Source organism: Microbacterium daqui (assembly GCF_050408675.1).
In the GTDB taxonomy this organism is placed as follows: Bacteria; Actinomycetota; Actinomycetes; order Actinomycetales; family Microbacteriaceae; genus Microbacterium.
This window is the reverse complement of record NZ_JBNTKF010000027.1, coordinates 1-20,248: the sequence shown is the minus strand read 5'-3', so window position 1 is coordinate 20,248 and position 20,248 is coordinate 1. Positions and strand designations below refer to the sequence as shown.

Sequence of the window (20,248 nt, the reverse complement as noted above, 5' to 3'; positions counted from 1 at the left end):
AACGAGAAAGCGCCGCCCCATCGGGACGGCGCTTTCTGCGAGCGAAGGGCGTTACGCCTTCTTCTGCTCGGCGAGCAGGTCGCGAATCTGAACCAGCAGGTCGGTCTCCGACAGGGCTGCCTCTTCTTCGGTGACGCCAGCGCGCTTCGCCTGGATCTCCTTGAACTTGTTCATCGGAACGATCATCACGAAGTACACGACGGCGGCGACCGAGATGAACTTAATGATCGCGGCGACGATGAGGCCCCACGCGATGTGCCAGTTGCCAATCGACAGCACGGCGTCAGCAATATCGCCGGTCGGTACGGTTGCGGCAATCAGCGGCGTGATGAAGCCGTCAACGATCGCCGTGACCACGGCGGTGAATGCCGCGCCAATAACGACAGCGACGGCAAGGTCAATGACGTTGCCGCGCAGAATGAAATCACGGAATCCCTTAAACATTTGAGTCCCTTTTTCTGTCTCCGCTACGACGACGTGGCGGCGGAGGTACTTCCTCCAGAAGACGATGATGACGCAGAACCGCTGGTCGCGCCGGAAGACGCGCTGGAATCTACCGAACCTTTACCTGCGCGGGAATCGGTGCGGTAGAAGCCGCCACCGTTGAACGTCACACCGATCGAACCGTACTGCTTACGCAGGGCGCCACCGCACTCGGGGCAGACCGTCAGCGATGCTTCGCTGAACGACTGAACGGCGTCAAAGGCGTGGCTGCACTGCGTGCAGGCATAGGCATAGGTAGGCATGTTTTGCTTTCTGGCAGGAGTTGGCGCTGCGGGTTCAGCGCTGAGGGAAAGTGATGACGCGCGTCGGCGTGACGACGCCGCTCACGGGCTGATCGTGGGGCTCAGTGGGAACCTCATCGAGAAGTTCTGCGTCAAAGATTACGGCGTACACCGGCGGGCACTTTTCGATCGAGCCGATGGTCTTGTCGTAGTAGCCACGACCCCACCCCAGCCGCATGCCCGACTCATCAACGGCGGCAGCGGGGATCACCAGGAGATCCACTTCGTCAACCGCAATCGGCCCCAGCAACTCGCCCACAGGTTCCGGAACCCCATAGGGGCCCGTCGCCTCTTCACCGTCTGTGGTCGCGACAACCCAGTCCAACAGGCCATCGGCACGCGTGCTGGGAAGGAGCACCCGCAGGCCACGCTCGATGGCTTGATTCACGAACGTGCGGGTGCCGGGCTCAATTGTCGTCGCAAGGTAGCACGAGAGCGACGTCGCACCTGTGGACTCAACGAGATGCCACAACTGTGCGGTGAGTGATTCTTCAGCCTGCTCCTGCTGAATCGGCGATAGTAATTGGCGGCGCTGACGCAGATCTGCGCGCAATGCGTTCTTTGTGTGCTCGATATCTCCGGGCATGTGTCGATTCTATGTCGGGAATCGGAAAGAGGCCGACTAGGCTGGGGTAATGCCAGAAACACGCATGAAGGCAGTCATTCCTGCAGCCGGCCTCGGCACGCGCTTCCTCCCCGCGACGAAGGCGATGCCCAAGGAGATGTTGCCGGTCGTTGACAAGCCGGCTATTCAATACGTTGTCGAGGAAGCCGTGCAGGCCGGAATCGAAGATGTTCTCGTCATTATCGGTCGAAACAAGAACTCGATCAGCGACCACTTCGACCAGATGCCTGAGTTGGAAACGAAGCTCATCGACAAGGGTGACGAAGCGCGTCTGCAGCGCGTACAGCACTCGTCTGACCTCGCCGACATCCACTTCGTTCGCCAGGGCGAGCCGAAGGGCCTCGGACACGCTGTTCTGCGTGCGCGCGCACACGTCGGCAACTCGTCGTTCGCGGTGCTGCTGGGTGACGACCTGATCGACGAGCGCAACCCGCTGCTGCCGTCGATGATCGCCGAGCACGAAGCGCGCGGCGCTTCGGTCATCGCGCTGATGGAGGTCGACCCCGATCACATCCACCTCTACGGCGCCGCTGCCGTCGAGGCAACCGACAACCCTGACGTCGTGAAGATTACCGGGCTCATCGAGAAGCCGGCGAAGGAAGACGCACCGTCGAACCTCGCCGTCATCGGGCGCTACGTGCTGAGCCCGGAGATCTTCGACATTCTCGAGGTCACCGAGCCTGGCAAGGGTAACGAGATTCAGCTCACCGACGCCCTTCAGGTGCTCGCAACTGACCCCGAAGGCCCCGGCGTTTATGGCGTGATCCTGCGCGGCAACCGCTACGACACCGGCGACCGCGTCGACTACATCAAGGCCATCGTGCAGCTCGCTGCCGACCGTGCCGACCTGGGTCCGGAGCTGCGTCCGTGGCTCAAGGAATTCGCGGCAGACCTGTAAGCCAATGGTGGAGCCCCAGATCACGAGCCACTATGGCCCGATCACGCTCCGCCTTGTCAAACCCAAGGACGCCCGAGCGCTACAACACGAGCTCATGACCAATCGGGCGTGGCTCTCCCCCTGGGAGGCCACGATTCCGGGCATGGAACCGTCGTTCGATATGCGCTCGGGCGTTCGCCGTCTCCTCCAGCAGTACCGTGATGGCCTCGGCGTGCCGTTTGTCATGGAGTACAACGGCGAAATCGCCGGGCAGCTCAACATTTGGGGCGTTGCTCGCGGCTCGCTCTCCTCGGCCACGATCGGGTACTGGGTTTCGCAACGCTTCGCGGGCAAGGGCGTCACGCCGACGTGCGTCGCCATGGCGACCGATATCGCGTTTCGCCAGTTGCGCCTGCATCGCATGGAGATCTGCATCCGCCCGGAGAACAAGCCGAGCCTGCGCGTCGTACAGAAGTTGGGCTTTCGCTACGAGGGCACTCGCAAGAACTACATTCACATCGACGGTGGGTGGCGCGATCACTACGCCTTCGCTCTCACGGCCGATGAAGTGCCCGAGGGCATTCTGAAGCGCTGGACTTCGGGCCGCGCCCCGGAGTCTGCCGCAGCCGTGGTTCCGTAACCCCCCGGTTTGTGGTTTCGTAACCCCCCCCGGTTTATGGTTCCGGAACCTTGGTTTCGGTGGCAAAAATGAGGTCCGAAAGTGGGTTTGTGCGCGGTTGAGGTTGAATCTGAGCTTGAACCTTTAGGTTTGTGCGTGTTTCATTCGGAAATATGGCACGACTTCGCATACCGTAGGGCGCATGGAGGGTCAAGTTCTCGGGGGAGGCGTCGTCGTACTGATTGCGGCGGTGTTGTGGCTGGTGTACCTCCTGCCCAGCTGGCACTCGCGTCATCAGTACAACGCGACCGAACGTAACGCCGTGCGCATGAGCCAGGCGTTGCGCATTCTGGCCGAGACCAGCGACCATCCCGAAGAGCTTCGTGTTGACCTGCAGACGCGTGCTGCGCGGCGTCAAACGAAGCTTGCGCGCCAGGCCGAGCAGGAGAGGCGGAACCTCGAAGAGGTAGCCGCGCGCGCTGAGGCTGAGCGGGTGCGCGAAGAAGCAGAGTTTGAGAAGGAGCGGTTGCGCACGAGTGCGCTGGCTGCTCGTGANAACCTCGAAGAGGTAGCCGCGCGCGCTGAGGCTGAGCGGGTGCGCGAAGAAGCAGAGTTTGAGAAGGAGCGGTTGCGCACGAGTGCGCTGGCTGCTCGTGAGCAGCGTCGTGCCGACGAGGTGGCGCAGCGTGAGCTCACGAAGGTTCGTGTTGAAGCGGAGCGTGCTCGCGCATCAGCTGATGCGGCCGCCGAGCACCAGCGCCTGCGTGCCGAGTTACACGCGGCACGCACGGCTCCGGCGGCGGTTGCGGAGCGTCAAGCTCGCGCCCGTCGCACGGTGCGGTTGATCGCACTCGGCATCACGGTGCTCGGTATCGCCGGAGTCGTGTGGGGTGCCGTTTCGACGCAGGTACTTGTTGCGGTTGTTGGCGTGCTCGCCGGTGTGGCCGGTGTCGCCGTGCTGCAGCGGATGTCGCGCGTCGCCCGCCGTGCTGTGCCGGTTGAGGTTGCCCCGGTAATTGCTGAGGCACCGCGCAAGCGCGTGTCGATTCTGCACGACGAGCCCGCACCGAAGTGGACGCCGCGTTCGCTGCCGCAGCCGATGACGACCGTCGCTGGTTCACGCGCCGCGATCGCGCAGGACGCGCAGGATGCTCGCGAAGCACTGCGCCGTGCGGCGATCGAAGAGGCCGCCCGCCAGAGGGCTGCGGAGCAGGCTCCGGTGCGTATCGAGACCGCTCGTCCGGCGGCTGTGGCCATGGACGACGCAGCCATCGAAGCGCACGTGCGCCAGCTGCTCGCAAGCCGCGCGGCGAGCTGACTGCGGTTCCGACTTCTGACGAACGCCGTGGTTCCGTCACCGTCTTTTTGACGTGCCAATCTGGCGCCAGACATGTGGTGCGGGTGTATTGTGAGTGCATTCCGGGCCTGTAGCACAGTTGGTAGCGCGCCTCGTTCGCATCGAGGAGGTCAGGGGTTCAATTCCCCTGAGCTCCACCACGAGGTGAGGGGATCACTGTGGCGAATGAGGGCTTCGTTTAAGCCGTGGCGAGCCCGATCGCGAGCGCGATCACGCCGAGTAGCGGCAGCGCGCCCTGCGTGAGGGCGGCGCCCCATTTGCCGGGGCTGGAGAGTAACAGCACGAGGGCGGCTGCCGCCATAGAACCGGCGCCCACGAACACGAGCGTCGCGCCGATCGTGGGATCTCCTTTCGCAAAGAACACGATGCCGAACACGACGGTGATCGCGAGAAACAGGTTGTAGAAGCCCTGGTTGAACGCGAGGAGTTTCGTGGTCTGTGCCTCTTCAGCCGTGGTTCCGAAGATCGCGCGCGCCTTCCTGCCCGTCCAGACAACGGACTCCAGGTAGAAGATGTACACGTGCAGCAACGCCGCAAGCGCGGCAAGCACGAGACCGACGATGACCATGATCAGGTGCGGGATGGGGCGGTGGCCTGACCGTCGAGCCAGAGCGTGTCGGAGACGTCGGCGTGGGTGCCGCCACTACCAACGTGCTTCGCGCTGATCTGCGGGCCCTTCGTGATGACGTGCACGATCGCCAGGCCGTGGCCGCGCCCCAGGCCGTCGTCTTCGGCGAGCCACGCGAGGGTCGGCGTTGCCTTAGTGTCCGGGCCAAAGCCGCGCTCGGTGGCGAGGGCGATGAGCTGGCGCGGGGTGAGACCCGTCTTCGTCTCGACCGCGTCGAGATAGGCCTGGAATGACATGAAGCACTCCCTGTGTACGGGCGGAACCATGGATCCGCTGGGTGAATTCATACCACGTCTCGTACGCAGGGAGCACCCCCGGGCACCCGATAATCGCGGTTCGATGCGATCAGGGGAGCGGAACCATGGGCAGCGGCGCGAAGGACGGGGCGTCGCGCTAACCTTCATGCGGATCAGGCGCGCTCACCGTGCCCAACGGTTCCGCCTCAGCTGTGACCCAGAGACTCGCCTCGTGATGCACCGCCAGGATCGCGGCGAATGCGATCGCGAGCATGCCGAATACGTGGATGAGCCACGTCGCGCTCGCCACGATGGTGTAGGTAAGCATGGGGAAGTTCATAGCGACAATGGACGTCGCCATGAAAAGCTCCTCAATGACGAGGAGGACAATGGTCACGATGATGGCCCAGACGATGATCGTCTTGTAGGGGCGGTAAACCCGGGGGCTTTTGTGAACGAGCCACGCGAATGCGCCCAGAGCGACCAGGCCGGCGCCTTCGACCAGAACATGAGCGGCAGCGAATGGCAGTGGGGACCCCGGATTGGTGAATCCTTGCGTGACCAATGCTTGATCCACGAACGGGCGCGCGATCAGCGAAATCGCGAGCACAATGAGGCTCGTACACGCAATGCGCCGGTCGGCGAGCATAGCGCCCGGCTTGCCGGCGTCGCGGAGGAAGTACCAGAACGCGACAAGCAGGAGAAGGTCTGCGACCACGGAGAAGTAGGGGAAAAAGGTGACCTGGTAGAGGCTCTGGCCGGAGGCAAACAGCAGGACCGAAAGGGTAAGCAGGATGCCGCCGCGCACCCAATTGTTGCGTGAAATGGTCTGGTTCTGGCGTTCCACAGTGTCCCCTTGAACGTCGTCGGTCATGCCTGGCCCTGTGCGGCAAGCCTCCCATAAGCGCCATGGTTCCGGAACCCTTGACCGTCTCAACGCCGTGATGGCGCGTCTGGAGCCGCACGTTGGTTCCGCTCGCGCAGCGAAGATCCGCGCTGACTACGAGGAATCGCCCGGATTCGGAACCCCGGAGCAGGTCGCCGAGCGGCTCGCAGAGCGTCAGGAACACGGACTCGGGTACGCGATTCACTACTACCCCGAGATGGCGTACGACCGTTCGGGTGTCGAGTTGTTTGAGCGTACGGTGATGCGGGAGCTGAGCTAGGGCTTTCGGGCGTTCCGGGGTTCTCGGGCGTTCTCCAGGTATACCCGGGGGAGGTATCCCTAGGATGAGGGTATGCGTCGTACTCCTCGGGTTCTGCTGGTCGCCACTTTTGCCGCTCTGACGGCGTTCTCGCTTTCGGCGTGTGCGCCGGCTGGCGATGCTGGCGACGCGAGCACTGGTTCCGCTTCTCCTTCTGCGACATCCGCGCCCGTCGCCGAGGTGGCGGAGACGTTCTTGGAGCGCCATGATCTCGCCGGAATGGACGCTACTGCCGTGATCGACACGCTGGAGGCGTTGCCGGTTGCGGAACGCCCGGCTGATTTGATGGCGTCGGTGCGTCCGGATGAGCTCGTGCTTATGGATGCCGACAAGAACCAGACGTCGCTGCCGATGCCCGATGACAAGTTCTACGTGTCGGTCGCGCCGTATGCCGCGCAGACGCACGACTGCTTCTTCCACAGCCTGACGACGTGCATGGGTGAGCTGTCGAACGAACCGCTCGAGGTGACGGTTGTTGGCGACGACGGCGCGGAGATTCTGTCGGGATCATTCGCGACGAACGACAACGGCTTTGTGGGGCTGTGGCTACCGCGGGACATCAGCGGAACCATCACAATCGTCGCGGGGGAGCGCACAGTGACAGCACCGATTGCGACCGGCGCCGACGACCCGACGTGCGTGACGACTCTGCAGCTCAGCTAGGGTTCTTCTTTCCCGCCGTTCAGCGAGGACGCATAGCGACCGAGACGAAACGTGCCGACGTTCAGAGCCAGGCCAGCCTTGGAGCCGACCCCGCGCGGCTAGTGGACGAGAGTGCGCAATGACCGCGTCGAAACGCATTGACCGAGGCCTTCGCGGGGTGATGTGAAACTTGTGATCTATTCGCGACGCTAATTTCGTGCGTATGTAGGTAGCGTTCCAGGTCATGAGTGATTCTGAAATCATCATCCTGACCGGACCACCAGGCGCTGGAAATTCATCCGTTCCGGCATGGTTCCGCCCTACCTGCCCGAGGCAGACGAACAGAACCAAACTGTGGTGCAAGTCATTCGCAATGCTGCGCTCGCCTACGGTCGGGGCGGGTTTGTGGTTGTCGTCGACGGGGTAATCGGGCCGTGGATGCTGGACCACTTCCGCGATATTGGCGCTGGGTCGTCGGGGAATGCTGCGGGTGCTGGTGTTGACGGTTTCGATGGCGGCGGTATGCGGTTGCACTATGTCGTGCTTCGTCCTTCGAAGGATGAGACGTTGCGGCGCGCCCAGGCTCGCAAGCCTCCTGCTCTCGTTGAGGAGGAGCCGCTCGTTTCGATGTGGACCAGTTTCGCGGAACTGGCGCAATGGGAACGCCACGTGAGCGACACGACGAGACACGATCGTGCGGAGACACTGTCTGTGGTTCGTGATGCTGTGGAGTCGGGGCAGTTCGTTTTGTAGCTGGCGTGCGCACCGGGTTGGGCGATGAGTTCGAAAGATTCTTCGAAAAGCTTCCTAAGCCTCTTGATATCTTTCGTATATGTATGCGAGAATAGAGCATGGCAATCACCACCGGTCTCGAAACTCTGATCCCCGCGCTCTGCGGGCGTCAGGGCGATTCGGCTGTGCGTGAGCATGACGCCGGCGCGCAGGATGATGCGGCGGAGTTGGCTGCGGGTCGTGAGTTTGCTGCCCGGTTGGGTGCGCTGAGTGATGACCAGTTGTTGGTTGTGAAAGACCAGATGCTTGCGGTGAACCGGCGGTGGGCTGCAATGATGCAGTCGATGACCGGTATTGTTGCGGCGCGGTCGAGTCGTGAGTTTGGTCATGGTGGTTTGGCGGCGAAGCGGGGGCATCGGTCGGCGGTTTCGATGCTGCAAGCAGACCTTGGCATCAGTAGGGCTGAGGCCACGCGTCTCGTGAATGTCGCTGAAAGTGTGACGGAAGTCACCGGTGCGGCGGCGCGTCCGGATGGGGCGACGACTGACGCGGAGCGTGAAGCGCAAGCCGTCGCCGAAGCAGAAGCACGCGCCAAAGCTGAGGCTGAAGCGAAAGCACGCGGGGAGAGCGGCGAAGACGCCGACCTCGATGACGAGGTTGATGAGACGCTGCTGCCGTGGGATGACGCGTTGAAGGTCGCGAATCGTTCGGGTGTGCTGAGTGGTTCGCAGTTCAACGCGATTACCGCCGGCCTTGGTGACCCGCCCCAGATCAAGCGCGATATCAACGGCGGTCCGGTCAATGACGACTTCACGCCCCTCATTGGCGACGACGGCGCGGCCGTGACTCGCGACGACGCTGACGCTTTCGATTTGCTGACGCGGGAGGCGTGGCGGCAGGCTGCGGTTGATTTGATTGCGGAGGCGCAGGTGCGGATGCTCAGTGACCTCCAAGCCCACGCCCGAAGCGTGCGTGATGTTTTGGATCCGGAGGGTGCGGAGCGTCGGTTTACGCGGCGGCATGACGCGCGCGCGTTTCGTGTCCGTCAGCTCGATACCGGGGCGCTGCGTGCGACGTGGATCATGGACGACATCACCGGCCTTGCCGTCAAGGCCGCCCTCGACGCGGCCCTTCGCCCTCGCACCGGCGGCCCCCGGTTCGTGGACTCTGCCGAAGATGCGGCGGCGAAAGAGCTCGCGAACGATCCCCGCAGCAACGATCAACTCGCTCACGACCTCATGGCCGACATCTTCCGCGCCGGCATCCTCGCCGACGCAAAGACCGTATTCGGCACGCGTCAGGCGGGTGTTCGTCTCGTGCAGGTCATCACGGACGATGGTCAGCGTGCCGCGGTCGCGCATGCCGAAGATGGTCTCGGCACGCTGCCCGGCACGATCGCCGACCAGCACCTCTGCGACGTTGGTGCGACCCGCATCCTCGTTGATGGTGACGGCAACCCGTTGAATCTGGGCCGCACGTCGCGAATGTTTACCGCGAAGCAGCGCATGGCACTCGCCGCCCGGGACGGCGGCTGCCGCTGGACCGGCTGCGAACGCCCCGCCTCCTACTGCGAAGCACACCACATCGATCCGTGGGAAGAAGGCGGCAACACCGACATCGACCGCGGCATCCTGCTCTGCCAGTACCACCACCTCACACTGCACAACAACCACTGGCGCATCACCCGCGAAGGCACAGGCGACTTCATCCTCACCCACGCCGACCACCCACCCCAGATCCTCCCACCCCGCATGCCGCTGACCTACGCGTGGCACCACCTCACCCTCCCCGACCGCCAACTCCGGCCAAACCGCACGAACACCCGGCCCACCGGCGGCGCCGGTTCCCAACCACCGAACTCACGCACGCCCCGACCCACCCGAAACACCCCCGCACCGCGCGGCACGGGTCCGTCCGGAACCAGTTCGTCCGGCACAGTTCGGCCAGGCGTCGGCACGTCAAGCGCAGGCCGGCCGGGCAGTGGTTCATCAGGCGGGCGATCACGGGCCAACACCGCGTCCAACCCGCCGAATTCGGATCGGCGGCCCCCGTCGCCACCCTCAACTTCCCCGGCCACAGCTCCACCGTCGCGGCCCACACGGCACGACTCTGCCCGCCGACCCGGCTACATCACACTCCCCAGCAACGCGTACCCGATACGCCAGTAGACCCCCGTACCATCAGGCATGTAGCGCAAACGGCACCGCGCGCTTCGCGAATCGAGCCATCTCCGTGACGCACCAAACCAACCATCTCGGGAGCGCAAGCCGGTCCAAGAAGGAGCGGCGGATGACGGAGGGAATACTGGCGGGTCTGGCAGGCCGACCCGCAGGGACGGCCCGGAGATTCACTATCCGCCGTTCCACCGTCGCAACCCAACCACCGGAGCCCGGCCGATTCAATTCAGCCGACGAGGTCAGCGACTATCAGTCAGTCTTCGCGAGCGCGGCGGTGAGGGCCTCCACCTGCTGACGCAGAGCTGCGAGTTCACCGGCGACGTCGGTGCCCCCGAACATCACGTGGTGTGAGTGCTCGAAATTCACGTGGTCCTGCTTGTCGCGAGCGGTCGGCTTCACCGACGCCTCAGCCGGCTCAGACGCCTCAGCCGACTGTGGGGCTGCCGCGCCTTCCTGAGATGAGTCCAAGCCCTGCATCGCATCGACGATGACGGCGATGAAGAGGTTCAACACCGTCAACGCACTGATCAACACGAATGGCACGAAGAAGGCGGGGGCAGCGGGCTCCACCAACATGATCTTGCGCACCTGATCCGACCAGCCATCGAGGGTCATGATCTGGAACAACGAGAACAGACTGGAGCCCAGATCCCCATACTCGGCTGGGAACTTCTTCCCGAACAGCATCGTGGCCATCACAGCACCGACGTAGAACATGATGCCAAGAAGCGCCGCAATCGACGCGATGCCGGGCACCGCCTTCACAAGCGCATCCACCACACGACGCAACGACGGAACCACAGAAATCAGACGCAGAACACGCAGAACGCGCAGCGCACGCAACACCGCGAGTCCGTCAGCACCCGGAATCAACGCGATGCCGACAATGACGAAGTCGAAAACGTTCCACGCATTGCGGAAGAACCCGAGACCCTGACCATAGAGCTTGAGAGCGATCTCGACGATGAAGATCCACAAACAGATCTTGTCGAGTACATGCATGACGGTCTCGTAGCGTTCCATCAACGCGTGCACGGTCTCAAGGCCCAGAATGATCGCGTTGATGATGATCACCACCAGCACGAAGTTCTGCGCCGCCTTGGACGTCACAAAATTGTTCACCGACGTGCGGCTGTACCACGTTTTCATCGTTGGCCTTCTCTGCGAGTGAGCGGTCACGAGACGTGCTTGTCCCCAAAAACAGCAGTCCCCGTTCCGATCATAAAGTGACTGGCACTACAGTGGTGACACTCTCGAGGGAAGGGGCACCATGGCGGACCTCACTGCGCGCAGCCACCGCGTCGCCGACAGCCTGCGACATGCGGGACTCGCCATCATCACGTTGCCGGAGTCGGCTGCGACAGCGCCGCTCGCCGCAGCGGCGCTCGGCACCGAGGTCGGTGCCATCGCCAACAGTCTCGTCTTCATGGCCGACGGTGCGCCCCTGCTCGTCATGACAAGTGGCGCGCACCGCGTTGACACCGCGCTCCTCGCAGAACGACTCGGCAAAGAGCGCATCGTCCGCGCCAAGCCAGAGCAGGTCCTCGAAGCGACCGGGCAAGTCATCGGGGGAGTAGCCCCCGTCGGCCACCCCGCACACCGTCTTCGCACTCACCTTCGCCGAACTCGTGTCACTCACCGGCGGCACAGTCCTCGCCGTCAACTGAGATCACCGCAACCGCGTCGCGAGCGTCGCAGCCGCCTCCGAAACCGCAGTCGTCACCGCGGCCGTGTCCGTGGTTCCGAAATCACTCCACGTCGCCGCCACGGCAGCAACCGGCCAGCCCGCATGGTCGAGAACCGCCACCGCCACCGAACGCATTCCCGCCGTCACTTCGCCATCCTCTGTGGCGACACCGGCAGCCCGCGTCTCGCGCAACAACGTGCGCAACTGAGGCAACGACCGCGGCCCACGACCCGTGCGGTCGGCAAATGCTGACGCATCCGGGTACAGCGCACGCACCTGCTCAGCGGGCAGCGCCGCCAGCATCGCACGACCGGTCGCGGTCAAGTGCGCGGGCAACCGCACGCCCACATCCGTTACGAGAGCGGGTCGACGCGCCGCACGCTCCTCAACGATGTAAACGACATCGCGACCACTCATCACCGCAACGTGCGTCGACTCGCCAATGCGGTCCGTCAGCTGCGCGAGCAACGGACGCCCCAACCGCGCGATCGGCTCCTGCCGCGCATACCCACCAGCCAACTCGAACGCCGCCGTGCTGAGACCCCACGTGCGCGAAACATGCACCACGAAACCATTGACCTGCAGGGTGTCGAGCAACTGATACACCGTCGAACGCGGGATATCGAGCGTCTTCGCAATCACACTCGCGGCCAAAGGTCCGCGGGCGCGCGACATCATCGTGAGAATCCGCAGCGTCTGATCGGCGGCGGGAACAATACGGGCTGGAGTGTCTGACATCTCAGACAAATTGTGCCACGAAAGCCTGTCGGGACAGCCCCGATCGGTGTGAAATCAAACTATGAGCATCACTGTCGGCCGCCTTCCCCTGACCCCCGCCGAGGTCGTCGCCGTCGCACGCCACGGCGCACCCGTCACGATCGACCCCGAAGCCCTCGCCGGCGTCGCAGAATCACGCACCCGCATCGAGGCCCTCGCCGACGACTCGGTGCCGCACTACGGCGTCTCCACCGGCTTCGGAGCCCTCGCCACCACCTTTATCTCGCCCGACCGCCGCGCACAGCTACAGGCAAGTCTCATCCGCTCGCACGCCGCCGGAACCGGTGCTGAAGTTGAGACGGAAGTCGTGCGCGCCCTGCACCTGTTGCGCCTGCGCACCCTCGTCTCGGGCCGCACGGGCGTGCGCCCCATCGTCGTCGAGACCTACGCCGCCATGCTGAACGCCGGCATCACCCCGATTGTGCGCGAATACGGCTCACTCGGCTGCTCCGGCGACCTCGCACCGCTGTCGCACATCGCCCTCGCGGCCATGGGCGAAGGTGACGTGCGCGTCGACGGAACCATGGTTCCGGCCGCCGACGCGCTGGCAGCCGCCGGCATCGAACCTCTCGTGCTGCGCGAGAAGGAGGGCCTCGCCCTCATCAACGGCACCGACGGCATGCTCGGCATGCTCGTGCTGGCGCTGCACGACCTGGAGAACCTGCTCGAAGTTGCTGACCTGTCGGCGGCGATGTCGATCGAATCGCAGCTCGGCACCGATGCCGTGTTCGCTCAAGACCTGATGGACCTGCGCCCGCAGCTCGGCCAGAGCCAGTCGGCCGCGAATCTCCGCGCCTACCTTAACCCGTCGCCCATGGTGCAGAGCCACAAGGGGCCGGAAGACACCCGCGTGCAAGACGCCTACTCGCTGCGTTGCTCGCCCCAAGTGCATGGCGCAGCTCGCGACACCGCCGCACACGCAGCGCTCATCGCCGGCCGCGAACTCGCAGCGGTCGTCGACAACCCGGTTGTCACGATCGATGGGCGCGTTGAGTCGAACGGCAACTTCCACGGCGCCCCGGTCGCGTACGTGCTCGACTTCCTCGCGATCGCGATTGCCGACCTGGCCTCGATTTCGGAGCGCCGCACCGACCGCGCCCTCGACAAGGCGCGCAGCCACGGCCTCCCGCCGTTCCTCGCCGACGAAGTGGGCGTCGACTCGGGCCTCATGATCGCGCAGTACGCGGCAGCTGGCATCGTCTCCGAGCTCAAGCGCCTCGCGGTTCCGGCATCCGTCGACTCGATCCCGTCGTCGGCTATGCAGGAAGACCACGTGTCAATGGGGTGGGCGGCCGCCCGCAAACTGCGCCGCGGCATCGACGGCCTCGCCCGCGTGCTCGCGATCGAACTCCTCACCGGCGCACGCGCCCTCGACCTGCGCGCACCACTACAGCCCGGCCCGGCCACCGGCGCCGTGCGCGAACTCATCCGCACCCAGGTTGCGGGCCCCGGCCCCGACCGCTTCCTCTCGCCCGACATGGAGGCCATCACCGAGATGGTGCTCTCCGGCCAGATTCTCGCCGCAACTAAGGAGTGAGCATGACCCGCACAATCCACGCACCCCGAGGCAACGAACGCACTGCCCAGAGCTGGGGCGCCGAAGCCGCCAAGCGCATGCTGATGAACAACCTCGACCCCGAGGTTGCCGAGCACCCGGAAGACCTCGTCGTCTACGGCGGTACCGGCCGCGCGGCCCGCTCTTGGGCGGCGTACGACGCGATCGTCCGCACGCTCGATGAGATGGCACCAGACGAAACCCTGCTCGTGCAGTCGGGTAAGCCGGTCGGTGTCTTCCGTACCCACGAGTGGGCGCCGCGCGTGCTCATCGCGAACTCCAACCTCGTCGGTGACTGGGCAACGTGGCCCGAGTTCCGCAAGCTCGAAGACCTCGGCCTCACAATGTACGGCCAGATGACCGCAGGCTCGTGGATCTACATCGGCACCCAGGGCATCCTGCAGGGCACCTATGAAACGTTCGCCGCCGTCGCCCGTTCACTCGGCCGCGAAAGCCTCGCCGGAACCCTCACGCTCACCGGCGGTGCGGGCGGCATGGGTGGCGCACAGCCCCTCGCCGTCACCTTCAACGGCGGCGCCGTGCTCATCGTTGACGTCGACGAGAGCCGCCTCGCCCGCCGCGTCGACCACGGCTACCTCGACGAGTACACGACCGACCTCGACGCGGCGATCGAACGCGTCGTCGCCGCGAAGAACGCGGGAGAAGCCCTCTCCGTCGGCGTTGTCGGAAACGCCGCCGAAGTCTTCCCCGAGCTCCTGCGTCGCGGCACCCCGATCGACATCGTCACCGATCAGACCAGCGCACACGACCCGCTTGCGTACCTGCCCATCGGCATCTCCGTCGAAGACTGGAAGGCCGAAGCCGCCCGCGATCCCGAGGGCTTCACCGAGAAGTCGCGCGCCGCGATGGCCGCCCACGTCAAGGCCATGGTCGAGTTCCAAGACGGCGGCGCCGCTGTGTTCGATTACGGCAACTCGATCCGCGCCGAAGCACAGCTCGGTGGCTACGACCGTGCGTTTGAATTCCCCGGCTTCGTACCCGCCTACATTCGCCCGCAGTTCGAATCGGGCCGCGGCCCGTTCCGCTGGGTAGCGCTGTCGGGAGACCCCGAAGACATCCGCAAGACCGACCGCGCGATCGCCGAGCTCTTCCCGCACGACACGGCACTGCACCGCTGGCTCGAGCAGGCGGGGGAGAAGGTGCACTTCGAGGGTCTTCCGGCACGCATTTGCTGGCTGGGCTACAAGGAGCGCCACCTCGCGGGCCTCAAGTTCAACGAGATGGTGGCATCGGGCGAGCTCTCCGCACCCATCGTGATCGGCCGCGACCACCTGGACTCTGGTTCCGTCGCCAGCCCCTACCGCGAAACCGAATCCATGAAGGACGGCTCCGACGCAATCGCCGACTGGCCACTCCTCAACGCCCTGCTCAACACTGCATCGGGTGCCGCCTGGGTATCGATTCACCACGGTGGTGGCGTCGGCATCGGTCGCTCGATCCACGCTGGCCAGGTGACCGTTGCCGATGGTTCCGCTCTCGCCGCCGAGAAGATCGAGCGCGTGCTCACCAACGACCCCGGCACCGGTGTCATGCGCCACGTTGACGCGGGCTACGAGCACGCCGCCGAGGTCGCACGCGAGCGCGGCCTCACCATTCCGATGATGGACGCGTAATGGCAACGCTCGTCACCGGTATCGGTGAGCTCACCACCAACGTCGAAACCGACGGCGACAAGTGCGGCACGCTGCACAACGCCGCCGTTCGCATCGAGAACGGACGCATCGCCTGGGTCGGCGAAGCCCTGCACGCGGAACCAGCTGAGAACGTCATCGACGTTGAGGGCGCCGCCGTGATTCCCGGGTTCGTCGACAGCCACACGCACCTCGTGTTTGGCGGCGACCGCTCCGAAGAGTTCGCCGCCCGGATGACGGGCACACCGTACGCTGCGGGCGGCATCCGCACGACGGTTGCCGCCACGCGTGCTGCGTCGGATGCGGCATTGCGCACGCGTCTTCACGGATTCGTTGCCGAGTGTTTGGGCCAGGGAACCACGACTCTCGAAATCAAGACGGGCTACGGTCTCGACGTGGAGTCGGAGACGAAACTCGCCAGACTCGCACGCGAAATCACCGAAGAGGTTACCTTCCTCGGTGCCCACGTGGTTCCGGCCGAGTATGTCGACGACCGCGATGCGTACGTCGACCTGGTGTGCGGCGAAATGCTCGACGCCGTGAAGCCCTACGCGAAGTGGATCGACGTGTTTTGCGAGCGCGGCGCGTTCGACGTCGACGAATCCCGTGCCGTGCTGCGGGCCGGTATCGACGCGGGTCTCAAGCCCCGCGTGCACGGCAACCAGCTCGGTGAGGGCGGCGGCGTTGCCCTCGCGGTGGAGATGGGTGCGGCGAGCGTCGATCACTGCACCTACCTCAGCGACAACGATGTTGAGTTGCTGGCTAGCTCCGACACCGTCGCGACGCTCCTGCCGGGCGTCGAGTTTTCGACGAAGCACCCGTACCCGAGCGCGCGACGCCTTCTCGACGCTGGTGTCACGGTGGCACTTGCGAGTGACTGCAACCCGGGCACAAGTTTCACAACGTCGATGCCGCTCATGATCGCGCTCGCGGTGCGAGAGATGGGCATGTCGCCCGCCGAAGCGGTGTGGGCGGCAACTGCCGGCGGCGCGAGGGCCCTGGGCCGCACCGATGTCGGCACGCTCGCCGTTGGTTCCGCAGCGCACCTCGCCGTGCTGCGCGCACCGTCACGAATTCACTTGGCATACCGCCCCGGCGTGCCGCTGATTCAGCGCGTCATCAACGAGGAATGTCGTACTGCACCCGCGTCGGCGGCGTGCGGAACGCCTCGCGCCACGAGTCGTTATTCCACGTAAACCAGGCGACGGCGCACGTCGGCATGTGCGGAATCTGCGGCCCGAAGTGGCGGGCAAGGATGCTCAGCGTCGGGTCGTGCGCGACGACGGCGACGCACTGCTCTTCGCGCGACGCGACGAGGTCGGTAATGCGGCGGGGATCGGCGTTGTAGAGCTGGTCGAAGAACTCGATTTCGGTGTCGAGCGCATCCGCGAAGTACTGCGCGGTGCTGGCCGCGCGCACGGCCGTCGACGACAGAATCACATCAACCTGTTGCTTACGATTCGCGACGAGTTGCGCCATCACCGGGGCGTCGCGCAGGCCGCGGCGGTCGAGCGGGCGGTCGAAGTCGCTGAGGTCAGGGTCATCCCACGAGCTCTTGGCGTGACGAATCAACGTGAGTTGCATCACGCACGCTCCGATACCGCGGCGATGAGTTCGAGCAGGCACAGGGCCGCGAGCCGAACCGTGCGGCCGTCTTCGGCATCTGCCGTTGCATCAACTTCGGTGATGTCTGCCGAAGCGATCGTGTTGCTGCGGCCGATGGCACGCACCAGCGCACGAAGCTCCCATGCGGCCAGGCCGCCCGGAACACTCGCCGGGCACCCCGGCGCTACCGAACGGTCGACAACGTCAACGTCGATGTCGAAGTGCACGGGGCCGGCGCCGGTAATCTCGAGCGCTTCGGTCACTACGTCGTCAATGCCGCGGCGTCGCACGTCGGCGAGGCCGATCACGGTGATGCCGTAGTCACGTACGCGCTTCGCATAGGCGACGGAGTTCGCAAAATCGGCGATGCCGATCTGCACAATCTTGTGGGGATCAAGGCCCGACTCCACGAGGCGACGAACGGGCGAGCCATTGGAGACACCATCACGCACGTCGTAGTGCGCGTCGAGCGTGATGAGCCCGGTCGCATGCGCGCCACGAGCGGCAGCATAGGTCACACTGTTATCGCCACCGAGCGCGACGACGAGGCGCGATGAGCGCGCCAGCTCGGACACGTGCGCCATCGTGCGCTCTTCGCCCTCGGGGCTGTCGGGGTCACGCACGTCGCCCGCATCGCGAACGACAAGTTCGCTGAGATCAACAATGTGCTCGCCGGTCACGAGTGCGGGGGAGAAGCGCTGAATCGCGTCTCGAATTGCCGCTGGTGTCTCGTGCGCACCCGTGGGGGAGAGAGACGTCAAGTGAGCGGGAACGCCGAGCACGGCGACATCGGCGGAACCATCAAATTCCGGCCAGCCGCCCGCACGCGGCCACAGAGGATCAAACGAGAGTGCCATCGCTTTCACACTAATGCCGCGATGAACGACAGTCGATAGCGCCACGACACTCATGTTTCGCTGAAATGATGCTGGGTTTGATGACCCGACCACGCCGCTGGGCAACATACGATGGGAGCCATGACGATCGCTACGCCATACGAGGATCTGCTGCGAGATGTGCTGGCTACCGGCACCCACAAGACGGATCGCACCGGCACCGGAACCACGAGTGTCTTTGGTAGGCAACTGCGGTTTGATTTGGCGAACGATGTTTTCCCGCTGATCACCACGAAGCGCGTGCACTTCAAGTCGGTGGCACTCGAGCTGCTGTGGTTCTTGCGCGGTGAATCAAACGTCTCCTGGCTGCAGGAGAACGGCGTGCGCATTTGGAATGAGTGGGCCGACGAAGACGGCGAGCTGGGCCCGGTGTACGGCGTTCAGTGGCGCTCGTGGCCGACGCCCGATGGCGAGCACATCGACCAGATCGCCCAGGTCATTAAGCAGCTCGAGACGAACCCGGACTCGCGCCGCATCATCGTCTCGGCCTGGAACGTCGCGGAGATCGAGAACATGGCGCTCCCGCCGTGCCACGCCTTCTTCCAGTTCTACGTTGCCGACGGCAAGCTGTCGTGCCAGCTGTACCAGCGCTCGGCTGACATGTTCCTCGGCGTTCCCTTCAACATCGCCTCCTACGCTCTGCTCACGCGCATGATCGCGCACCAGGTGGGCCTCGATGTCGGTGAATTCGTTTGGACTGGCGGTGACGTGCACATTTACGACAACCACCTCGAGCAGGTGAAGACGCAGCTGGAGCGCGAGCCCTTCCCATCGCCGACGCTCACGTTCACGCGCAAGCCGAAGTCGATTTTCGACTACTCGTTCGATGATTTCGCGGTGCACGACTACCAGCACCACGCGCAGATCTCGGCACCGGTTGCAGTATGACGCTTCCTGATCTGCCCGACCAGGCCATCGGCCTCATCTGGGCGCAAACCCGTGACGGTGTCATTGGTCGCGCCGGCGACATGCCGTGGAAAGCGCCGGAAGACATGGCACACTTCAAGGCAGCCACGATGGGCCACCCCGTCGTCATGGGACGCCGCACGTGGGAGTCGATCCCAGCGCGCTTTCGCCCCTTCGAGGGCCGCACGAATATCGTGCTGACGCGCGATCCCGCGGTGACCGCTGAAGCCGAAGCCGCCGGCGCTCAGGTGTTCACCGACCTGGACGATGCGCTCGCGGCAGCCACAGACGCCCCGGGCGGCGAACTGACGTGGATCGTCGGCGGCGGCGCCCTGTACGAGAGCACCGCGAATCGCGCCGACATTGCGCTCGTGACGGTTCTTGACCTGGATGTGCCCGACGGCGATACGTTCGCTCCCGCGCTCCCGCCCGGCTTCGAGAATGTTTCGTCGGAGCCCGCCGACGGCTTCACGCCGTCAGACCGCGGCCCGGCATACCGTTTCGAAACCTGGGTCTCAAACGACGACCTCTAACCGTTGAGCGGTCACACCGATCAACCCACACTCGCGTCGCGGACCACGCTGATCAGTGTCGCCCACGGACCAACAGCCGCCGACTCCGGCAGCACGACAGACCGTTCATCGTGACGAACCACGGCGACGATACGCCACGTGAATCCGTCGGTGCGGACACTGTCTGTCGGCGGCGTCTCATCCCACGGGCACTGATCAATCACGGCCACCCACTGTGACTCATCGCCCTCCGGAGCCTCCGCCTGCCACCGCCGCGTAATGCCAGCAAGCCCACCCGTGCGGGTCAGCCGCACCGCGACATGCGGTTCACTATCTGGTTGACAGCTCTCACGGCGCCCAGCTACGGCATTCGGCACCTCACTCCCGGGAGGGGTCGCCTCGCTGTTCGTCATAGACACCCACTGCACGCCAGGCCCGCTGAACGGCGCGCACCTCCTCTGAGGTTTTACCGTACTCCGCCTCGGCGGCAGAAACAGTAGCGTCGGCAAACTCGACGAACGCCGCCGTGCTCGACAGGTCGCGGCTCAACGCCAGATACCAAATGTGCCCCGCACGCTCCCACGCGAACCCGCCGAGGTCGCACGCCAACAGCGCAAACGCCCGATTCGGGATGCCGGAGTTCACATGCACACTGGGCCGCCCCCTTCATTCGGTCCGGTCGCTGTGCGAGTCGTCGGTTTCCGATTGATGGGTGCATTGCCGAGCGTAGTCGACGGGTGCGAGGTAGCCGAGCGATGAATGCCGGCGGTCGTGG

The 20,248-nt window shown here is 64.6% G+C and carries 23 protein-coding genes and 1 pseudogene; 12 read left to right on the top strand and 12 right to left on the bottom strand.

The window, feature by feature from the left end; translation table 11 throughout:
- Nucleotides 1-51: 51 nt before the first annotated feature.
- From mscL to ACQUSY_RS12240, 3 genes are read right to left on the bottom strand one after another with little or no spacing between them, the layout of a single operon-like run.
- Complete coding sequence (mscL, locus tag ACQUSY_RS12250; RefSeq protein WP_428904749.1) at nucleotides 52-444, bottom strand: large conductance mechanosensitive channel protein MscL; 393 nt, start codon at nucleotides 442-444, stop codon at nucleotides 52-54.
- Between the two features lie 23 nt (nucleotides 445-467).
- On the bottom strand, nucleotides 468-746 hold the full coding sequence (locus ACQUSY_RS12245) for an FmdB family zinc ribbon protein (RefSeq protein WP_428904748.1): 279 nt from the start codon (nucleotides 744-746) through the stop codon (nucleotides 468-470).
- A 34-nt stretch (nucleotides 747-780) separates the two neighbouring features.
- A complete protein-coding gene (locus tag ACQUSY_RS12240) occupies nucleotides 781-1,371 on the bottom strand; it encodes a 5-formyltetrahydrofolate cyclo-ligase (RefSeq protein ID WP_428904747.1) in 591 nt (196 codons plus the stop codon).
- Nucleotides 1,372-1,420: 49 nt separating this feature from the next.
- On the opposite strand from ACQUSY_RS12240, the gene galU reads away from it, so the two are divergent.
- Both galU and ACQUSY_RS12230 read left to right on the top strand, forming a co-directional pair.
- Nucleotides 1,421-2,308 (top strand): UTP--glucose-1-phosphate uridylyltransferase GalU, encoded by an 888-nt coding sequence (galU, locus tag ACQUSY_RS12235; RefSeq protein WP_428904746.1) that lies wholly within the window; start codon nucleotides 1,421-1,423, stop codon nucleotides 2,306-2,308.
- Nucleotides 2,309-2,312: 4 nt separating this feature from the next.
- Nucleotides 2,313-2,927: a GNAT family N-acetyltransferase gene (locus tag ACQUSY_RS12230; RefSeq protein WP_428904745.1), complete on the top strand. Its 615-nt coding sequence runs from the start codon at nucleotides 2,313-2,315 to the stop codon at nucleotides 2,925-2,927.
- A 1,514-nt stretch (nucleotides 2,928-4,441) separates the two neighbouring features.
- Here the strand turns inward: ACQUSY_RS12230 and ACQUSY_RS12225 are convergent.
- The 3 genes from ACQUSY_RS12225 to ACQUSY_RS12215 form a co-directional block, all read right to left on the bottom strand.
- Nucleotides 4,442-4,831 (bottom strand): DUF1304 domain-containing protein, encoded by a 390-nt coding sequence (locus ACQUSY_RS12225; protein ID WP_428904744.1) that lies wholly within the window; start codon nucleotides 4,829-4,831, stop codon nucleotides 4,442-4,444.
- 2 nt (nucleotides 4,832-4,833) lie between these two features.
- Nucleotides 4,834-5,127, bottom strand: coding sequence for a DUF4287 domain-containing protein (locus ACQUSY_RS12220; protein ID WP_428904743.1), 294 nt, complete (start codon nucleotides 5,125-5,127; stop codon nucleotides 4,834-4,836).
- Nucleotides 5,128-5,284: 157 nt separating this feature from the next.
- Nucleotides 5,285-5,974 (bottom strand): hypothetical protein, encoded by a 690-nt coding sequence (locus ACQUSY_RS12215; protein ID WP_428904742.1) that lies wholly within the window; start codon nucleotides 5,972-5,974, stop codon nucleotides 5,285-5,287.
- Between the two features lie 25 nt (nucleotides 5,975-5,999).
- Between ACQUSY_RS12215 and ACQUSY_RS12210 the strand changes: the two genes are divergently transcribed.
- The 4 genes from ACQUSY_RS12210 to ACQUSY_RS12195 all read left to right on the top strand — a co-directional run bounded on the left by ACQUSY_RS12210 (nucleotide 6,000) and on the right by ACQUSY_RS12195 (nucleotide 9,874).
- Nucleotides 6,000-6,293: a hypothetical protein gene (locus tag ACQUSY_RS12210; RefSeq protein WP_428904741.1), complete on the top strand. Its 294-nt coding sequence runs from the start codon at nucleotides 6,000-6,002 to the stop codon at nucleotides 6,291-6,293.
- Nucleotides 6,294-6,365: 72 nt separating this feature from the next.
- On the top strand, nucleotides 6,366-6,995 hold the full coding sequence (locus ACQUSY_RS12205) for a CueP family metal-binding protein (protein WP_428904740.1): 630 nt from the start codon (nucleotides 6,366-6,368) through the stop codon (nucleotides 6,993-6,995).
- 333 nt (nucleotides 6,996-7,328) lie between these two features.
- Complete coding sequence (locus tag ACQUSY_RS12200; RefSeq protein WP_428904739.1) at nucleotides 7,329-7,727, top strand: hypothetical protein; 399 nt, start codon at nucleotides 7,329-7,331, stop codon at nucleotides 7,725-7,727.
- A gap of 98 nt (nucleotides 7,728-7,825) precedes the next feature.
- Nucleotides 7,826-9,874 carry an HNH endonuclease signature motif containing protein gene (locus ACQUSY_RS12195; protein ID WP_428904738.1) on the top strand — a complete coding sequence of 683 codons (2,049 nt, stop codon included), beginning with the start codon at nucleotides 7,826-7,828 and terminating at the stop codon, nucleotides 9,872-9,874.
- A 258-nt stretch (nucleotides 9,875-10,132) separates the two neighbouring features.
- Here ACQUSY_RS12195 and ACQUSY_RS12190 read toward each other — a convergent pair whose 3' ends face one another.
- Nucleotides 10,133-11,032 (bottom strand): ion transporter, encoded by a 900-nt coding sequence (locus ACQUSY_RS12190; RefSeq protein ID WP_428904737.1) that lies wholly within the window; start codon nucleotides 11,030-11,032, stop codon nucleotides 10,133-10,135.
- Between the two features lie 121 nt (nucleotides 11,033-11,153).
- Here ACQUSY_RS12190 and ACQUSY_RS12185 point away from each other — a divergent pair.
- Nucleotides 11,154-11,550: pseudogene (locus ACQUSY_RS12185) on the top strand (YbaK/EbsC family protein).
- A gap of 2 nt (nucleotides 11,551-11,552) precedes the next feature.
- Here ACQUSY_RS12185 and ACQUSY_RS12180 read toward each other — a convergent pair.
- Complete coding sequence (locus tag ACQUSY_RS12180; RefSeq protein WP_428904736.1) at nucleotides 11,553-12,308, bottom strand: IclR family transcriptional regulator; 756 nt, start codon at nucleotides 12,306-12,308, stop codon at nucleotides 11,553-11,555.
- Between the two features lie 61 nt (nucleotides 12,309-12,369).
- On the opposite strand from ACQUSY_RS12180, the gene hutH reads away from it, so the two are divergent.
- The 3 genes from hutH to hutI are packed head-to-tail and all read left to right on the top strand — an operon-like array spanning nucleotide 12,370 to nucleotide 16,750.
- Complete coding sequence (gene hutH, locus ACQUSY_RS12175; RefSeq protein WP_428904735.1) at nucleotides 12,370-13,884, top strand: histidine ammonia-lyase; 1,515 nt, start codon at nucleotides 12,370-12,372, stop codon at nucleotides 13,882-13,884.
- Nucleotides 13,885-13,886: 2 nt separating this feature from the next.
- Nucleotides 13,887-15,536: a urocanate hydratase gene (gene hutU, locus ACQUSY_RS12170; protein ID WP_428904734.1), complete on the top strand. Its 1,650-nt coding sequence runs from the start codon at nucleotides 13,887-13,889 to the stop codon at nucleotides 15,534-15,536.
- Complete coding sequence (gene hutI / locus ACQUSY_RS12165) at nucleotides 15,536-16,750, top strand: imidazolonepropionase (protein WP_428904733.1); 1,215 nt, start codon at nucleotides 15,536-15,538, stop codon at nucleotides 16,748-16,750. The genes hutU and hutI overlap by 1 nt, the downstream gene beginning before the upstream one ends.
- Here hutI and ACQUSY_RS12160 read toward each other — a convergent pair.
- Nucleotides 16,674-17,138: a SixA phosphatase family protein gene (locus tag ACQUSY_RS12160; RefSeq protein WP_428904757.1), complete on the bottom strand. Its 465-nt coding sequence runs from the start codon at nucleotides 17,136-17,138 to the stop codon at nucleotides 16,674-16,676. The genes hutI and ACQUSY_RS12160 overlap by 77 nt on opposite strands.
- Nucleotides 17,138-18,016, bottom strand: coding sequence for an agmatinase family protein (locus ACQUSY_RS12155; RefSeq protein ID WP_428904732.1), 879 nt, complete (start codon nucleotides 18,014-18,016; stop codon nucleotides 17,138-17,140). The genes ACQUSY_RS12160 and ACQUSY_RS12155 overlap by 1 nt, the downstream gene beginning before the upstream one ends.
- A 120-nt stretch (nucleotides 18,017-18,136) precedes the next feature.
- Here ACQUSY_RS12155 and ACQUSY_RS12150 point away from each other — a divergent pair, with 120 nt between their 5' ends.
- Both ACQUSY_RS12150 and ACQUSY_RS12145 read left to right on the top strand, forming a co-directional pair.
- Nucleotides 18,137-18,943: a thymidylate synthase gene (locus ACQUSY_RS12150; RefSeq protein WP_428904731.1), complete on the top strand. Its 807-nt coding sequence runs from the start codon at nucleotides 18,137-18,139 to the stop codon at nucleotides 18,941-18,943.
- Nucleotides 18,940-19,494: a dihydrofolate reductase gene (locus tag ACQUSY_RS12145; protein WP_428904730.1), complete on the top strand. Its 555-nt coding sequence runs from the start codon at nucleotides 18,940-18,942 to the stop codon at nucleotides 19,492-19,494. The genes ACQUSY_RS12150 and ACQUSY_RS12145 overlap by 4 nt, the downstream gene beginning before the upstream one ends.
- A gap of 20 nt (nucleotides 19,495-19,514) precedes the next feature.
- Here the strand turns inward: ACQUSY_RS12145 and ACQUSY_RS12140 are convergent, their stop codons facing one another.
- Nucleotides 19,515-19,787 (bottom strand): protealysin inhibitor emfourin, encoded by a 273-nt coding sequence (locus tag ACQUSY_RS12140; protein ID WP_428904729.1) that lies wholly within the window; start codon nucleotides 19,785-19,787, stop codon nucleotides 19,515-19,517.
- Between the two features lie 64 nt (nucleotides 19,788-19,851).
- Nucleotides 19,852-20,118 (bottom strand): M4 family metallopeptidase, encoded by a 267-nt coding sequence (locus tag ACQUSY_RS12135; protein WP_428904728.1) that lies wholly within the window; start codon nucleotides 20,116-20,118, stop codon nucleotides 19,852-19,854.
- Nucleotides 20,119-20,248 lie beyond the last annotated feature (130 nt).

Bases quoted from the DNA above. Each gene is read 5' to 3' on its own strand.
- mscL (WP_428904749.1), bottom strand. From the start codon at position 444: ATGTTTAAGGGATTCCGTGATTTCATTCTGCGCGGCAACGTCATTGAC.
- ACQUSY_RS12245 (WP_428904748.1), bottom strand. From the start codon at position 746: ATGCCTACCTATGCCTATGCCTGCACGCAGTGCAGCCACGCCTTTGAC.
- ACQUSY_RS12240 (WP_428904747.1), bottom strand. From the start codon at position 1,371: ATGCCCGGAGATATCGAGCACACAAAGAACGCATTGCGCGCAGATCTG.
- galU (WP_428904746.1), top strand. From the start codon at position 1,421: ATGCCAGAAACACGCATGAAGGCAGTCATTCCTGCAGCCGGCCTCGGC.
- ACQUSY_RS12230 (WP_428904745.1), top strand. From the start codon at position 2,313: ATGGTGGAGCCCCAGATCACGAGCCACTATGGCCCGATCACGCTCCGC.
- ACQUSY_RS12225 (WP_428904744.1), bottom strand. From the start codon at position 4,831: ATGGTCATCGTCGGTCTCGTGCTTGCCGCGCTTGCGGCGTTGCTGCAC.
- ACQUSY_RS12220 (WP_428904743.1), bottom strand. From the start codon at position 5,127: ATGTCATTCCAGGCCTATCTCGACGCGGTCGAGACGAAGACGGGTCTC.
- ACQUSY_RS12210 (WP_428904741.1), top strand. From the start codon at position 6,000: ATGCCTGGCCCTGTGCGGCAAGCCTCCCATAAGCGCCATGGTTCCGGA.
- ACQUSY_RS12205 (WP_428904740.1), top strand. From the start codon at position 6,366: ATGCGTCGTACTCCTCGGGTTCTGCTGGTCGCCACTTTTGCCGCTCTG.
- ACQUSY_RS12195 (WP_428904738.1), top strand. From the start codon at position 7,826: ATGGCAATCACCACCGGTCTCGAAACTCTGATCCCCGCGCTCTGCGGG.
- ACQUSY_RS12190 (WP_428904737.1), bottom strand. From the start codon at position 11,032: ATGAAAACGTGGTACAGCCGCACGTCGGTGAACAATTTTGTGACGTCC.
- ACQUSY_RS12180 (WP_428904736.1), bottom strand. From the start codon at position 12,308: ATGTCAGACACTCCAGCCCGTATTGTTCCCGCCGCCGATCAGACGCTG.
- hutH (WP_428904735.1), top strand. From the start codon at position 12,370: ATGAGCATCACTGTCGGCCGCCTTCCCCTGACCCCCGCCGAGGTCGTC.
- hutU (WP_428904734.1), top strand. From the start codon at position 13,887: ATGACCCGCACAATCCACGCACCCCGAGGCAACGAACGCACTGCCCAG.
- hutI (WP_428904733.1), top strand. From the start codon at position 15,536: ATGGCAACGCTCGTCACCGGTATCGGTGAGCTCACCACCAACGTCGAA.
- ACQUSY_RS12160 (WP_428904757.1), bottom strand. From the start codon at position 17,138: ATGCAACTCACGTTGATTCGTCACGCCAAGAGCTCGTGGGATGACCCT.
- ACQUSY_RS12155 (WP_428904732.1), bottom strand. From the start codon at position 18,016: ATGGCACTCTCGTTTGATCCTCTGTGGCCGCGTGCGGGCGGCTGGCCG.
- ACQUSY_RS12150 (WP_428904731.1), top strand. From the start codon at position 18,137: ATGACGATCGCTACGCCATACGAGGATCTGCTGCGAGATGTGCTGGCT.
- ACQUSY_RS12145 (WP_428904730.1), top strand. From the start codon at position 18,940: ATGACGCTTCCTGATCTGCCCGACCAGGCCATCGGCCTCATCTGGGCG.